Genomic DNA, 14680 nt, shown 5'->3' with positions numbered 1-14680 from the left:
CTTCCGCCCCGTTGACGGTGTGCCTGACATCGCGCCGCGGCCAGACGGTAGATCGGGCGACCGGAGGAGTCCATGCACGGGCGGGATGATTCACCCGCGCCCGACGCCGGTCAGGGCCTGAGGTCGCCGACCACCTGGGCCGTGGCCGCCAGGCCGTTGTGGATGGTCGCGGCCATGCTGCTGCTCGCCAGGTAGAAGCCGAGCAGGACGCAGACCAGCGCGTGCGAGAACTTGAGGCCACCGCTGCGTACGAAGATCGACGCGAGGACGATGAGCAGGACGACCACGGAAAGCGAAATCACCATCGGGCACCTCCTTGTGCGCGGCGCCATGGTGGCGCAGCGGGCGGTGCCTTCGGGTGGAACCGGTGTCCGCCATACGGGTGTTGACCGTGTGTGACAGCGGTGGATCAGTGGTCGGCGTGCTTACGGCCCGCATCCACGGGTCGCCGACCGGCCCCGCCGACCGGCGCCGGCGCCCGGGGTCTTGCCGCGGGGGCGGGGGGCGTGCCATATATGTCTAGACCTTTGCGGTGCCGATCGCGGCCCCCACCCGCCCCGGCCCCACCCGGACGGCGCCGCACCGACACCCCGTGAGGACGCCCCCTTGCGCCGCCCCGCCTCCCCCACCGCAGCGACCTCCCCCACCGCAGCGGCCGCCCGCGCACGGGCCGTCCGCGCCCTGGCCGCCGCCGCCCTCGCCGCCCTCACCGCCTGCGGCTCCCCCGACACGCGGCCGCCCGCGCCGCCCTCCGGGCTCACCGCCCAGGCGGGGAGCGCCACTTCCGTGCACGTGATGTGGCAATCCGCCGACGCACGGGACGGCGTGACGCGCTATCAGATACTTCAGGCGGGTGCCGTGGTCCGGGAGGTCCCGGCCGAGAAGACGATGGTGGACCTCACCGGCCTGGCTCCGCTGACCGCGTACTCCTTCACCGTGCGGGCCGGGGACGCCGCCGGGAACCTCTCCGCCCCCAGCGCCGCGGCCACCGTCACCACCGGGGCCGCCAAGGCCGAGGACCACCGGCCGCCGACGGCCCCGACGCGCGCGGCCGGCCACCCGGACGGCGCCCGCGCCGCCGCCTTGACCTGGGCTCCCGCCACCGACGACACGGGCGTGACGGCCTACGACATCTACCAGGGCGGGGTGCGCATCCACACCGCCGGCGCCATGGAGACCGGCACCCGCCTGACGGGCCTGCAGCCGGACACCGTCTACACCTTCACCGTGCGCGCCCGCGACGGCGCCGACAACTCCTCGACCGACAGCCCGCCGGTGGACGTCACCACCGCCACCGCCACGGGCAAGGGCCCGAGCACGGCGCCCGCCGACTTCACCGCGACCGCTTCGCCCGGTTCCGTCACCCTGTCCTGGAACCCGCCCGACACCGGGCGGCCCACCGCCGAATACCAGCTGTACGTCAACGAGCGGCCCACGACCGTCATCCAGTTCGGTACGGGCGCGGTGCCCGCGGGACGGGCCGAGTACCGGCTCAGCGTCGCCGAACCGGCCGGTACGGTCTGGTCCCTGAAGCTGCGCGCACGGCTGCCCGACGGCAACTGGGGGTCCTTCTCGGCGGAGCGCCGGGTCCCGCTCGTCTGAGCCCCCGCGCCCGCGCGGGCCCCCACGGCCGCGCGTGATCTTCCGCGATCTTCACCGAACGGCACTGCCGCGAACGCGGATCGCGCACAATACTTCCGTGTTCGGTGAGTACTCGATCAACAGCGGTCAGTCCGGTCCGCCGGGCGGCGACCCTCGGCCAGACTCTGCCTCCGTGCCGGGGAACCTGCCGCCGGAGACGGCGGCCTTAGTCGGTCGGGAGCGCGAACTCGACCTCATACACGCACTGTTGCGCGAGCGCAGATTGACCACCCTGACCGGTGTCGGAGGTGTCGGCAAGTCCCGGCTGGCCCTGCGCGCCCTGCACGCCCTGCCCCCGGGACACCGCGACGGCGTCTGGTGGGTGGAGCTGTCGCCCCTGCGCGATCCGGAGCTGCTCACCTCCACCGTCGCCCACGCCCTGGGGCTCACCGACCACTCCGCGCGCTCCCCCGACGAGGAGCTCTGCGCCTGGTTGGCGGACAAGGAACTGCTCCTGGTCCTCGACACCGCCGAACACCTGGTCGCCGCCTGCCGCCACCTGGTGGGCGAACTCCTCCAGTCCGCCCCGGGCCTCACCGTGCTGGTCACCTCCCGCGAACCGCTGGGCTCCCCCGGCGAGATGCTGGTCGAGATCCGCCCGCTGCCCGCCGAGGGACCCGACAGCGAGGCGCTCGCGCTCTTCCGCCAACGCGCCCTGGCCGCCGCGCCGGAGAGCGCGGCCGCCTTCGCCGATCCCCGGCGCGCCGCCATCGCCGCCGAGGTCTGCCGCCGCCTGGACGGGATTCCGCTCGCCCTGGAACTCGCCGGCGCCCGGCTGCGGTTGTGGAGCCTGGAGGAGATGGCCCGGCGCCTGGACGCGCGGTTCGACGTGCTGTCCGACCCCCTGAGCGCACTCCAGCCGCGGCACCGGACCATGCGGACGGCGATCGGCTGGAGCCACGAGCTGTGCGCGCCGGTGGAGCGGCTGCTGTGGGCCCGGCTGTCGGTCTTCGCCGGGGACTTCGACCTGACGGCCGCCCGGGCGGTGTGCTCGGGCGGGCCGCTGCCGCCGGCCCGGGTGGAGCGGGTGCTGGCCGCACTGGTCGCGAAGTCGGTGGTGCGGCGCACCGAGGAGCGGGGCAGCGGGGCCCGCTACCGGATGCTGGACACGATCCGCGAGTACGGGCACGACTGGCTGATCGAGCTCGACGAGGTGCGCACGCTCGCCGACCGGCACGCCCACTGGTACGCGGCCCTGGCCCGGGCCGCCGACGCGGGCTGGCTCGGCCCGGGCCAGGTCGACTGGTACCGCAGGATGACCGCCGAACACGCACAGCTGCGCACCGCCCTGGAGCACCTGCTGGGCACCGACCGGGCGACGGCCCTGGAGATGGCCGGGGCGCTGTGGTTCTTCTGGTTCTCCTGCGGGCACACGCACGAGGGCCGCGGCTTCCTGGAGCGGGCGCTCCAGGGGGCCCCGAGGGCCGGGACGGCGCACTTCCAGGCGCTCTGGGCGCTCGGGCTCACCGCCATGCTCCAGGGGGAGATGCCCACCGCCCGGGCGCTGGGCGCGCAGTGCGTCGAGGCGGCGCTCCACCTGGCGGACCCCGAACCGGAGCTGCGGGCCGCGTACCTGCTGTCGGTGTCCCTGCTGATGCCCGGGGACCCGCAGCGGGCGCTGGAGCTGGCCGGTCCGCGGGCCCGGGCCGGGCACGGCGGGCGCACCAGCGGGCCGGGCTGGCTGCTGTGCCGGCTGTCGGCCTCGTACGCGCTGTGCGACCTGGGCAGGTTCGAGGAGGCGGCCGAGGAGGCCCGGGGGCTGGGCGAGGCCTGTGCGGAGCTGGGCGACCGCTGGCTGCGCGCCTACGCCGACTACGTCCTGGCGGTGGCGGCGCTCGGGCTCGGCCACCACGGGGAGGCGGCCCGGCACGTGCGGGCGATGCTCTCGGGCAAACGGCTGCTGGGCGACCGGCTGGGGATCGCGCTGGGCCTGGACGTGCTGGCCGCCGCGGTGGCGGGGCTGGGCGACGGGGAGCTGGCGGCCCGGCTGCTGGGCACCGGCCAGGCGTGGTGGCGCACGGTCGGTCAGCCGCAGATGGGCGGCTCGCCCTCGCTGCTGGCCCTGCGGGACGAGGGCGAGCGGCGCGCGCGGGCGGCGATCGGGGACGAGGCCTACGAGGACGCCTTCCGCGGCGGCGCGGCGGCGCCCACCGGCTGAGCGCCGATGCCCCCCGGGCGGGCATCGGCGACCCGGCGGCGGGCGCGGGCGGCTCGCACGGGCGTCAGTACGGCAGGGGCCGGCCGGACGGGGTGCGCAGGTCGAGGTCGCGGGGGGCGGGCTTCGGGACGGGCTTGCGGATCAGCTGCTGGCGCATGCTGCCTCCTCGCTCAGACCAGGGCCGGTCGGCGGGGAGCCACCGTACGGCCGTCGGGGAGCAGTTCACCGGTGTCGTCGAAGACCACGGCGCCATTGCACAGCAGGCTCCAGCCCTGTTCGGGGTGGAAGGCGACCGTGCGTGCGGCGTCGTGATCGGCGCTGTCAGCGGTCGGGCAGGGGGGCTGGTGGGAGCACATGGCGCACCTCATCGCAGGGTGGGGCGGGAGGGCCGATGGTCAACCGGTCGATTCCGCGATCCACGGTGGCGAGGAGTATTACCGATCACCACCCCCGGACGGAACCCATATTCGAGGTCCAGTTCAGGATGTGTATGCCCGATTACGATGCGCTCATGCCCCTTATCCGGATCCTGCGCCGCACCCCGCTGTCCGCCACGGAGGCGTGGCGCAGGCTCACCGCCTGGGAACGCCATGGTGCGCGGGTGCCGCTGACCCGGACCGTGATCACGACGGCGCCGCCGACGCGCGTCGGAACCCGCTTCACGGCCCGCACGGGTGTGGCCGGGGTCACATTCGACGACCCGATGGAAGTGACGCTCTGGCGGCCCCCGACGGAGGTCGGCGCGGGCGCGGTCCGGCTGGAGAAGCTCGGGGGCGTGGTGCGGGGCTGGGCGGAGATCGAGGTCCACCCGCTCCCGGAGGGCGGCGCGGAGGTCCGCTGGCACGAGGAACTGCGCGTGCGGGGCCTGCCCCGCGCGCTCGATCCGGCGGTCGCCGCGGCGGGCCGGCGCCTCTTCGCGGGCGTGATCGATTCCCTGCTGCGGGACGGGTCCCGCAGCAGGGGCGAGGAAGCCGGGAGGCCCTAGCGCGTGTTTCGAAAGTCCCGCCGGGCTCGCGACGCCTGGTACCGCACCTCGCCGCGTTGTCGGAACGCCCGATTACGTCCAGTAGGCGGGCGCCCCTCCGCCTTGCGATGCACGGCACCAGACGCCGCGAGCCACGCCCTCCGGGCGCCCGGCGCTACTTTCGAAACACGCCCTAGCGGATCGGCATGTCCGAGAGGGTCCGCGCGATCACCAGGCGCTGGATCTCGCTCGTGCCCTCGAAGATCGTGTAGATCGCGCTGTCCCGGTGCATCCGCTCCACCGGGTACTCGCGGGTGAAGCCGTTGCCGCCGAGGATCTGCACGGCCTGCGCGGTGACCTTCTTGGCGACCTCGCTCGCGAAGAGCTTCGACATCGAGCCCTCCGCCGAGGTGAAGGGCTTGCCGGCGACCGCCATCCACGACGCCCGCCACACCAGCAGCCGGGCCGCGTCGATGGAGGTGCGCATGTCGGCGAGCTGGAAGGCCACGCCCTGGTTGTCGATGATCGGGCGGCCGAACTGGGTGCGGGTCTTCGCGTAGTCCAGGGCCACCTCGTACGCCGCCCGCGCCGTGCCGACCGCCATCGCGCCGACGGCGGGCCGGGAGGCCTCGAAGGTGGCCATGGCCGCGTTCTTCACGCGCTCCCCGCCGCCGTTGCGGGCCCGCTCGTGGGCCCGGGCGAGCCGCTCGTCCAGCTTCTCCTTGCCGCCGAGCAGGCAGGAGCCGGGGATCCGGACGTCCTCCAGCACCACCTCGGCGGTGTGCGAGGCGCGGATGCCGTGCTTCTTGAACTTCTGCCCCTGGGACAGGCCCGGGGTGTTCGGCGGCACGATGAAGGAGGCGTGCCCCTTGGTGCCCAGCTCCGGGTCCACCACGGCGACGACGATGTGGACGTTGGCGATGCCGCCGTTGGTCGCCCAGGTCTTGGTGCCGTTCAGCACCCACTCGTCCTTGGCCTGGTCGTAGACGGCCCGGGTGCGCATCGAGCCGACGTCGGAGCCGGCGTCCGGCTCGGAGGAGCAGAAGGCGGCGAGCTTCACGTCGTCCGGGGTGCCGTACATCTGGGGTATCCAGGTGCCGATCTGCTCCTCGGTTCCGTTGGCCACGACGCCGATGGCGGCGAGCCCGGTGCCGACGATCGACAGGGCGATGCCCGCGTCGCCCCAGAACAGCTCCTCCATGGCCATCGGGATGCCGAGGCCGGTCGGGTCGAAGAACTGCTGCGCGTAGAAGTCGAGGGAGTAGATGCCGACCTTCGCGGCCTCCTGGATGACGGGCCAGGGAGTCTCTTCGCGCTCGTCCCATTCCGCGGCGGCGGGCCGGATCACGTCGGCGGCGAAGCCGTGGATCCAGTCACGCACCTGCTTCTGGTCCTCGCCCAGATCCATGGTGAACTCCGCCATGTCGTCCCCTCCAGCTGTGCTTGTCGAGCCCATGATGTTACTCGCGGTAACATCGAACAGTGGGCACAGTGTGTTACTGACGGGTAGCCACTGTCAACCAGGAGCCGCCGCCCCACCACCGCCGCCGATTCGGCCGACCGGGTGTGCGGGGTGTTACGTTGCGTGGGCGTCGAGCACATCGCAAGGGCGGGGAGAGAAACACGTCATGGAGACCACGCGGCAGGCCGGCCCGGCAGGCGGCCACCAAGGATCGTCCGAGCACCGGCGGCGGGAGCTGCTCGAAGCGGCCGACCGCGTCGTCCTGAGGGACGGCCCCCGGGCCTCCATGAACGCCATCGCGGCCGAGGCGGGCATCACCAAGCCCATCCTCTACCGGCACTTCGGCGACAAGGCGGGCCTCTACCAGGCCCTCGCCGTCCGCCACACCGACGCGCTCCTGGATTCCCTGCGCGCCGCGCTGGACGCACCGGCCGAGCGCCGGCGCCGGGTCGAGGCCACCCTCGACACCTACCTCGCCGCCATCGAGGCGCGCCCGCAGGTCTACCGGTTCCTGATGCACCCGGCCGAGGACCCGCAGACCGCCGAGCGCGGTTTCGACGTCGGCCTGCACTCGGCGCCGCTGCTGCGCCGCCTCGGCGAGGAGCTGGCCGAGGTGATCGCGGAGCGGGTGGACCTGGGCCCCGGCGGGGACCGGCTGGCGCGGGTCTGGGGCCACGGCATCGTCGGCATGATGCACGCGGCCGGCGACTGGTGGCTCGGCGAGCGGCCCTGCGAGCGGGCCGAGTTGGTCAGCGACCTGGTCGACCTGCTCTGGGGCCGACTGGCGACCGCGGGCAACCGCCCGGACGGCCCCGGCTTCTGAAGAACCCGCGGCGGCGCGGGGGCGCGTACCCCCTGGCAGCCTAGGGAGCCGACCAGGGCGCCCGGCGGATCGCGCGGCGCAGGCGGCGCAGCCGCAGGCCCGTCACCCGGTCCGCGTAGACGCCGCCGTCGAGGTGGTCGCACTCGTGCTGGAGGCACCGGGCGAAGAAGCCGGTGCCGGAGATCCGCACCGGCGCGCCGTCCGAGGTGACCCCCTCGACCACGGCGTGGTCGAAACGGGCCGTCCCGGCCTCCAGGCCGGGCAGCGACAGGCAGCCCTCGGGGCCGACCAGCTCCAGCCCGTCGGCCTCGACGAGGCGCGGGTTCACCACGTGCCCGACGTGGCGCACGTCCTCGTCGTCGGGGCAGTCGTAGACGAAGACCCGCAGGTTCACGCCGATCTGGTTCGCGGCCAGGCCCACGCCCTCCGCGGCGTACATCGTGGCGAACATGTCCTCGATGAGCCGGTCGAGGGCCGGGCCGAAGTCGGTGACCTCCGCGCAGGCGGAGTGGAGCACCGGATCGCCCAGCAGGCTCATGGTGCGGACGAGGCCTGAATTGCCGGGGATCGGACGCTGTCGCATGGCGATAAGGGTACGCGGAGCGACTATATGAGCGATTCAGTGGGCGCCGCGGTCAGGGGTCCCACCGGTTCTGGATAGGCTGGGGCCGACCGACGCAAGGAGGACGAGGGACGATGGCAGGCAACACAGAGCCGCTTTCGCCGCGGGCCAAGCTGGCCGTGACGGCGGGCAAGGCCGCGGCGGCGGTGTCGCGGGCCGCGGGACGCGGAAGCGGATCGGTGATCGGGGGCAAGGTCGCGCTCAGGCTCGATCCCGATCTTCTCGGCGCGCTGGCACAGCATCTCGATGTCGTCCTCGTGTCGGCAACGAACGGCAAGACGACGACGACCCGGCTGATCGCGGAGGCCCTGCGCGCCAGCGGGCCCGTGGTGTCCAACGCGCTGGGCGCCAACATGCCCGCGGGCATCACGTCGGCGCTGGCCGGCGGCAGCGACGCCAAGTACGGCGTGATCGAGGTCGACGAGAAGTACCTCGCGGGCGTGGCCCGGGACGTGACGCCGAAGGTGATCGCGCTCCTGAACCTCAGCCGCGACCAGCTGGACCGCGCCGCGGAGACCCGCATGCTCGCGGAGAAGTGGCGCGAGGGGCTCCAGGGCTCCAAGGCGGTCATCGTCGCGAACTGCGACGACCCCCTGATCGTGTGGTCCGCGTCCTCGTCGCAGAACGTGGTGTGGGTCGCGGCCGGCCAGGAGTGGAAGGACGACGCCTGGTCGTGCCCCTCCTGCGGCGGCGTCATGCAGCGTCCGGGCGACGACTGGTTCTGCGGCGAGTGCGGCTTCCGCCGCCCCAGCCCGACCTGGGTGCTCAGCGGCGACCACGTGCTCGACCCGCACGGCAGCGCCTGGCCGATCCACCTCCAGCTGCCGGGCCGCGCCAACAAGGCGAACGCCGCCACCTCGGCCGCCGTCGCCGCCGTCTTCGGGGTTCCCCCGCAGGTGGCCCTGGAGCGCATGTACCAGGTGCAGGCCGTGGCCGGCCGCTACGACGTGGTCTCCTTCCAGGGTCGCGAGCTGCGCCTGCTGCTCGCGAAGAACCCCGCGGGCTGGCTCGAAACGTTTTCCCTGATCGACCCGCCGCCCACGCCGGTGATCCTTTCGGTCAACGCACGCGGCGCCGACGGCACCGACACCTCCTGGCTGTGGGACGTGGACTACCCGCGCCTCGCCGGTCACCCGATCTTCGTGATCGGTGACCGCAAGCTCGACCTCGCGGTCCGCCTGGAGGTCGCCGGGCTGGACTTCCGCGTCTGCGAGACCCTCGACGAGGCCGTCCAGCTGGCGCCTCCCGGCCAGATCGAGCTGATCGCCAACTACACCGCCTTCCAGGACGTGCGCCGCCGCGTCGGCAACTAGTACTCACACCCAGAGGACACGAGAGCATGAGCGACAACAGCCTGCGTCTGGTGTGGGTCTACCCCGACCTGCTCAGCACGTACGGAGACCAGGGCAACGCCCTGGTCGTGGAGCGCCGGGCACGGCTGCGCGGTCTGGACGTCCAGCGCGTGGACGTGCGCAGCGACCAGCCGATCCCGACCTCCGGTGACATCTACCTCATCGGCGGCGGCGAGGACCGGCCCCAGCGACTGGCCGCGGAGCGGCTGGTGCGCGACGGCGGCCTGGAGCGCGCCGTCTCGAACGGGGCGATCGTCTTCTCGGTCTGCGCCGGCTACCAGATCCTCGGCCAGGAGTTCGTCAACGACATGGGCGAGCGCCAGCAGGGCCTCGGCCTGCTGGACGTGGTCACCGTGCGCGGCGAGGGCGAGCGCTGCGTGGGCGACGTCCTCGGCGACATCGACCCGCGGCTCGGCCTGCCGCAGCTGACGGGCTTCGAGAACCACCAGGGCGTCACGCACCTCGGCCCGACCGCCCGCCCGTTCGCCCGCGTCAGCATGGGCCGCGGCAACGGCACGGGCGACGGCACGGAGGGCGCGTACAACGACACCGTCTTCGGCACCTACATGCACGGCCCGGTGATGGCCCGCAACCCGCTGATCGCGGACCTGCTGCTGAAGCTGGCCCTCGACGTGAACGCGCTGCCGCCGGTCGACGACCGCTGGTACGAGGCGCTGCGCGCGGAGCGCATCGCCTCGGCGACGCAGCCCGCCTAGGCCGTAGGACCCGGCGCGCCACCTCACGTCCGGCCCGGATTTCCCTTGGGGGATTCGGGCCGACGTGCGTTCGTACGACTGATCTGACCAGCATGTGGAGGATGGTTCAGTCCGGCGGGCATCCACTTGTAGGGTGGCGGTAGTTCCAACCGGACGACGTGGTCCGGTCATCGGCCCACGTTGCAAAGGTCCTGCCTGCCATGCGCATTGGTGTGCTCACCTCCGGAGGCGACTGCCCCGGCCTGAATGCCGTCATCCGCTCCGTCGTGCACCGCGCCGTCGTCGACCACGGCGACGAGGTCATCGGTTTCCTCGACGGCTGGAAGGGTCTCCTGGAGGGCGACTACCGCAAGCTGGACCTGGACGCCGTGAGCGGCATCCTGGCCCGCGGCGGCACCATCCTCGGCTCCTCCCGGGTCCAGCCCGCGCACCTGCGCGGCGGGGTCGAGACGGCCCGCGGCCACGTCGCGGACCTCGGACTCGACGCGATCATCCCGATCGGCGGCGAGGGCACGCTCAAGGCGGCCCACCTGCTCGCGGAGGCCGGGCTGCCGATCGTCGGCGTGCCGAAGACCATCGACAACGACATCTCCTCCACCGATGTCACCTTCGGCTTCGACACGGCCGTGGGCGTGGCCACCGAGGCCCTCGACCGGCTCAAGACCACCGCCGAGTCGCACCAGCGCGTGATGGTGGTCGAGGTGATGGGCCGGCACACCGGCTGGATCGCGCTGCACTCGGGCATGGCCGCGGGCGCCCACGCGATCGTCGTGCCGGAGCGGCCCTTCGACATCGAGGAGCTGACGGCCATCGTCGGCGAGCGGTTCTCGGCGGGCAAGCGGTTCGCGATCGTCGTGGTCGCCGAGGGCGCCAAGCCCGCGGAGGGCTCCTCCATGTCCTTCGAGCAGGGCGGCACCGACATCTACGGCCACGAGCGGTTCGCCGGGATCGGCAACCGGCTCGCGGTCGAGCTGGAGGACCGCCTCGGCAAGGAGGCCCGTCCGGTGATCCTGGGCCACGTCCAGCGCGGCGGCACGCCGACGGCGTACGACCGGGTGCTCGCCACCCGCTTCGGCTGGCACGCGGTGGAGGCCGCCCACCGGGGCGAGTTCGGCATGCTGACGGCCCTGCGCGGCACCGACATCGTGATGGTGCCGCTGGGCGAGGCGACCCAGACGCTCAAGACGGTCCCGGCCGAGCGGTACGCGGAGGCGGAGACCGTTCTGTGATCTTTCCCCCCTTCTGACCCCGCCCCCGGACGCGGCCGCGACCGGGGGCGGCATTACTGTGGTGGGGCACCACAGGTCAAGGGAGTACACGCATGAACCTTCTCGCGCACGACGGCATGGATATGGGTGGCCTGCCGCCGTTCACCCTCGGGCGCGGGCTGGAGTTCTCGTTCGACGCGTTCTTCCTGTTCGGCTCCCTCATCGGGCTCGGCCTCTACATCTGGGGCGTGGCGCGCCTGCGCGCGCGCGGCGACGCCTGGCCCGTGGGCCGGACGGTGGCCTTCACCATCGGCGTGCTCACCGTGATGCTGGTGATGTGCACCAAGCTGAACGACTACGGCATGGTCATGTTCAGCGTGCACATGGTCCAGCACATGGTCATCAGCATGCTGACCCCGATCCTGCTGCTGCTCGGCGCGCCGGTCACGCTGGCCCTGCGCGCGCTGGCGCCCGCGGCCCGCGGCCACAAGGGTCCGCGCGAGCTGCTGCTGATGCTCCTGCACAGCCGCTACATGAAGGTGATCACCCACCCGGTCTTCACCATCCCCATGTTCATCGCCAGCCTCTACGGCCTGTACTTCACCCCGCTCTTCGACTTCCTGATGGAGTCCAAGGCCGGGCACATCGCGATGATGGTGCACTTCCTCGCCGTCGGCCTGATCTTCTTCTGGCCGATCATGGGCGTGGACCCGGGCCCGCACCGCCCCGGATACGTGATGCGGATGCTGGAGCTCTTCGCCGGCATGCCCTTCCACGCCTTCTTCGGCATCGCGCTGATGATGGCGAGCGAGCCGATGATCAAGACGTACTCCAGCCCGCCCGCGAGCCTCGGCATCGACCCGCTGCTCGACCAGCAGTGGGGCGGCGGCATCGCCTGGGCGTTCAGCGAGATCCCCTCCGTGCTGGTCCTGATCGCGCTGGTCTACCAGTGGTACCACTCCGAGCAGCGGGCCGCGAAGCGCTCCGACCGCGCGGCCGACCGGGACGGCGACAAGGAACTGGAGGCCTACAACGCGTATCTGGCCTCCCTCCAAGCGCGTGGACAGTAGCGCCGGGGCCCCCGGGCGCGCCACCATGGGGCATGACCGGATCTGTGAAGGCGATGGCCGTCATGACCTGTGCCGCGCTGGTGGCGGTGGCGGGGTACTCGGTGGCGCTCGGCAGTAATGGGTGGCTGTGGTTCGGCTGGGTCCTGCTGGGACTGCTCACGGCCGCGATGGCCGTCTCCCGCAACCCCTGATCCGCCCCGTCCGCGGGCTGCCGCGCGCCCACCTCTGCCGTCCGGCAGCTGACTGTCCGTAGGATGGCGGGCACCGCAGGACGTCGACGGGAGCGGCCGGATGTTCTACCACCTGCTCAAGCACGTGCTCCTCGGACCGCTGCTGCGCCTGTTGTTCCGGCCGCGGATCGAGGGCATGGAGCACATTCCGTCCGAGGGCGCCGCCATCGTGGCGGGCAACCACCTGTCCTTCTCGGACCACTTCCTGATGCCCGCCGTCCTGGGGCGCCGGATCACCTTCCTCGCGAAGGCCGAGTACTTCACCGGGCCCGGCCTCAAGGGGCGGCTCACCGCCGCCTTCTTCCGCAGCGCGGGCCAGATCCCGGTCGACCGCACCGGCAAGGACGCGGGCCGGGCGGCCCTGCGCGAGGGGCTGGGGGTGCTGGCCAAGGGCGAGCTGCTGGGCATCTACCCGGAGGGCACCCGTTCGCACGACGGGCGGCTCTACAAGGGGAAGGTGGGCGTGGCCGCGATGGCGCTCGGCGCGGGGGTGCCCGTCGTCCCCTGCGCGATGGTCGGCACCTTCGAGATCCAGCCGCCGGGACAGAAGCTCCCCAAGATCCGGCGGGTGACGATCCGCTTCGGCGCGCCGCTGGAGTTCAGCCGGTACGCGGGGATGGAGAACGAGCGCGTCGTGCTGCGCGCCGTCACCGACGAGATCATGTACGCCGTCCTCGGCCTGTCCGGTCAGGAGTACGTCGACCGGTACGCCGCCGAGGTCAAGGCCGAGGCGGAGGAGACGCGGAAGAAGGCCCGGCGCACGGGGCGCTGAGCCTTCTCCACGGACCGTTCCCCGTCCGGTCCGCCCGGGGGCGGACCGGACGTACCGCTCGTCCTTAACGGACGGCCGGGAGCTCCTCACGGGCCGGCAGGTCGGACGCCGCGCTCTTGGCGAGCGACTTCGCGGCGGCCGGGGCCGGGGCGACGGGAGTGGCGTGCGGAGCGCACTTCACGTCCTGCGCGTCGACCTTGCCGGTGAGCAGGTAGGTGTCCACCCGGGTGTTGATGCAGGGGTTCACCAGGCTGGTGACACCGTGCGAGCCCGCGTTCTGCTCGGTGATCAGGCGCGAGCCGGCGAGGCGGCGGTGCAGCGAGACCGCGCCCTCGTACGGCGTGGCCGCGTCCCGCTCGGACTGGACGATCAGCACCGGCGGCAGCCCGCGCTTGGCACCGACCTCGATCGGGGTGGACTGCTTGGCCTTCCAGGTCGCGCACGGGAGGTTCATCCACGCGTTGGACCAGGTCAGGAAGGGGTACTTCTCGTGCAGCTTGCTGTTGTCACGGTCCCACTCGGTCCAGCTGGTGGGCCACTTGGCGTCCGCGCACTCGACGGCGGTGTAGACGGCGTTGCCGTTCTCCGCCGTCGCGTTGCCCTTGATGTCGGACATGTCCGGGGCGATCGCGTCGACGAGCGCCTGCGTGTCACCGGCGACGTAGGCCGCGAAGGTCTTCGCGACCGGCACCCACGAGGAGTCGTAGTACGGGGCGCTCTGGAAGAAGCCGATCAGCTCCGCGGGACCGACGACCCCGCCGATCGGGTTGGCCTTGGCCTTGGCGCGCAGCGCCTCGTACTGGGCCTGGACCTTGGCGCGGGTGTCACCGAGGTGGAAGGACGCGTCGTTCTTGGCGACCCAGTCCTGCCAGTCGTTCCAGCGGCCCTGGAAGGCCACGTCCTGGCCGAGGTTGGCCTCGTACCAGATGTTGTCCTGGTCCGGGTTGACCACGGAGTCGACGATCATGCGGCGCACGTGGGTCGGGAAGAGGGTCGCGTAGACCCCGCCCAGGTAGGTGCCGTAGGAGACGCCGAGGTAGTTCAGCTTCTTCTCGCCGAGGGCGGCGCGGATGACGTCGAGGTCGCGCGCGGTGTTCGGCGTGGTCATCTGCGGCAGCATCTCGCCGCTGCGGGCCTTGCAGCCGTCCGCGTACTCGGCGGCCAGCTTGCGCTGCGCGTTCTTGTCGGCGACCGAGTCGGGGACCGGGTCGGCCTTGGGGGCCTTGACGAACTCCTGCGGGTCGATGCAGGAGATCGGCGCGGAGTGGCCGACGCCGCGGGGGTCGAAGCCCACGAAGTCGTACGCCTTGGAGGTGTTGACCCACAGCGGGCTCTTGGTCGTGACACGGCGCGGGAAGCGCATGCCGGAGCCGCCGGGACCACCGGGGTTGTAGATCAGGGCGCCCTGGCGCTCCTGCGGGGTGCCCGTGCTGCCGATCCGGTCGACCGCGAGGTCGATGGTCTTGCCGAACGGCTTGGCGTAGTCGAGCGGGACCTTCACATAGCCGCACTGGATGGGGGCTTCGAAGCCCCAGTCGGCCGGACAGGCCTTCCAGTCGATCCCGGCGTGCGCCGCGCGGGCGGCGGCGATCTCGACGCCGACCGATTCCGGGACCCCGTAGGACCGGCTGTCGGAGGCGGCGGCGGGTGTGGCCATGACGA

15 protein-coding genes are annotated in these 14680 nt (G+C 72.4%); 10 read left to right on the top strand and 5 right to left on the bottom strand.

The window, feature by feature from the left end:
• Positions 1-110 precede the first annotated feature (110 nt).
• Positions 111-305: a hypothetical protein gene (locus ACZ4UB_RS17575; RefSeq protein WP_354381926.1), complete on the bottom strand. Its 195-nt coding sequence runs from the start codon at positions 303-305 to the stop codon at positions 111-113.
• 301 nt (positions 306-606) lie between these two features.
• Here ACZ4UB_RS17575 and ACZ4UB_RS17570 point away from each other — a divergent pair, with 301 nt between their 5' ends.
• Together ACZ4UB_RS17570 and ACZ4UB_RS17565 are read left to right on the top strand one after the other, a co-directional pair.
• A complete protein-coding gene (locus ACZ4UB_RS17570) occupies positions 607-1602 on the top strand; it encodes a fibronectin type III domain-containing protein (RefSeq protein ID WP_468071057.1) in 996 nt (331 codons plus the stop codon).
• A 172-nt stretch (positions 1603-1774) separates the two neighbouring features.
• Positions 1775-3799 (top strand): ATP-binding protein, encoded by a 2025-nt coding sequence (locus tag ACZ4UB_RS17565; RefSeq protein WP_468071055.1) that lies wholly within the window; start codon positions 1775-1777, stop codon positions 3797-3799.
• A 170-nt stretch (positions 3800-3969) separates the two neighbouring features.
• Here ACZ4UB_RS17565 and ACZ4UB_RS17560 read toward each other — a convergent pair whose 3' ends face one another.
• Positions 3970-4155, bottom strand: coding sequence for a DUF5999 family protein (locus tag ACZ4UB_RS17560; RefSeq protein ID WP_330329229.1), 186 nt, complete (start codon positions 4153-4155; stop codon positions 3970-3972).
• A gap of 155 nt (positions 4156-4310) precedes the next feature.
• Between ACZ4UB_RS17560 and ACZ4UB_RS17555 the strand changes: the two genes are divergently transcribed.
• Complete coding sequence (locus ACZ4UB_RS17555) at positions 4311-4784, top strand: SRPBCC family protein (protein WP_468071053.1); 474 nt, start codon at positions 4311-4313, stop codon at positions 4782-4784.
• A gap of 172 nt (positions 4785-4956) precedes the next feature.
• On the opposite strand, the gene ACZ4UB_RS17550 is transcribed toward ACZ4UB_RS17555, so the two are convergent.
• Positions 4957-6186, bottom strand: coding sequence for an acyl-CoA dehydrogenase family protein (locus ACZ4UB_RS17550; protein ID WP_468071051.1), 1230 nt, complete (start codon positions 6184-6186; stop codon positions 4957-4959).
• A gap of 205 nt (positions 6187-6391) precedes the next feature.
• On the opposite strand from ACZ4UB_RS17550, the gene ACZ4UB_RS17545 reads away from it, so the two are divergent.
• Positions 6392-7048, top strand: a complete 657-nt coding sequence (locus ACZ4UB_RS17545) for a TetR/AcrR family transcriptional regulator (protein ID WP_468071049.1) — start codon at positions 6392-6394, stop codon at positions 7046-7048.
• Positions 7049-7088: 40 nt separating this feature from the next.
• On the opposite strand, the gene def is transcribed toward ACZ4UB_RS17545, so the two are convergent.
• Complete coding sequence (gene def, locus ACZ4UB_RS17540; RefSeq protein ID WP_468071047.1) at positions 7089-7631, bottom strand: peptide deformylase; 543 nt, start codon at positions 7629-7631, stop codon at positions 7089-7091.
• Positions 7632-7744: 113 nt separating this feature from the next.
• Between def and ACZ4UB_RS17535 the strand changes: the two genes are divergently transcribed.
• From ACZ4UB_RS17535 to ACZ4UB_RS17510, 6 genes are all read left to right on the top strand, one after another.
• Positions 7745-8983, top strand: a complete 1239-nt coding sequence (locus ACZ4UB_RS17535) for a MurT ligase domain-containing protein (protein ID WP_354381933.1) — start codon at positions 7745-7747, stop codon at positions 8981-8983.
• Between the two features lie 26 nt (positions 8984-9009).
• Positions 9010-9738 (top strand): type 1 glutamine amidotransferase, encoded by a 729-nt coding sequence (locus ACZ4UB_RS17530; RefSeq protein ID WP_354381934.1) that lies wholly within the window; start codon positions 9010-9012, stop codon positions 9736-9738.
• 200 nt (positions 9739-9938) lie between these two features.
• On the top strand, positions 9939-10967 hold the full coding sequence (locus ACZ4UB_RS17525; protein WP_354381936.1) for a 6-phosphofructokinase: 1029 nt from the start codon (positions 9939-9941) through the stop codon (positions 10965-10967).
• Between the two features lie 92 nt (positions 10968-11059).
• Positions 11060-12016 (top strand): cytochrome c oxidase assembly protein, encoded by a 957-nt coding sequence (locus ACZ4UB_RS17520; RefSeq protein WP_468071045.1) that lies wholly within the window; start codon positions 11060-11062, stop codon positions 12014-12016.
• A gap of 32 nt (positions 12017-12048) precedes the next feature.
• Positions 12049-12207, top strand: a complete 159-nt coding sequence (locus ACZ4UB_RS17515) for a hypothetical protein (RefSeq protein ID WP_354381938.1) — start codon at positions 12049-12051, stop codon at positions 12205-12207.
• Positions 12208-12307: 100 nt separating this feature from the next.
• Entirely contained in the window at positions 12308-13018 is a 711-nt protein-coding gene (locus tag ACZ4UB_RS17510) for a lysophospholipid acyltransferase family protein (RefSeq protein ID WP_468071043.1), read from the top strand.
• A gap of 64 nt (positions 13019-13082) precedes the next feature.
• Here the strand turns inward: ACZ4UB_RS17510 and ACZ4UB_RS17505 are convergent, their stop codons facing one another.
• Positions 13083-14675, bottom strand: coding sequence for an alpha/beta hydrolase (locus tag ACZ4UB_RS17505; protein ID WP_468071128.1), 1593 nt, complete (start codon positions 14673-14675; stop codon positions 13083-13085).
• Positions 14676-14680 lie beyond the last annotated feature (5 nt).

Source organism: Streptomyces sp. NPDC028419, from assembly GCF_055565515.1.
The sequence above is the reverse complement of the archived record's forward strand: the minus strand, read 5'-3'. Positions and strand labels throughout refer to the sequence as shown.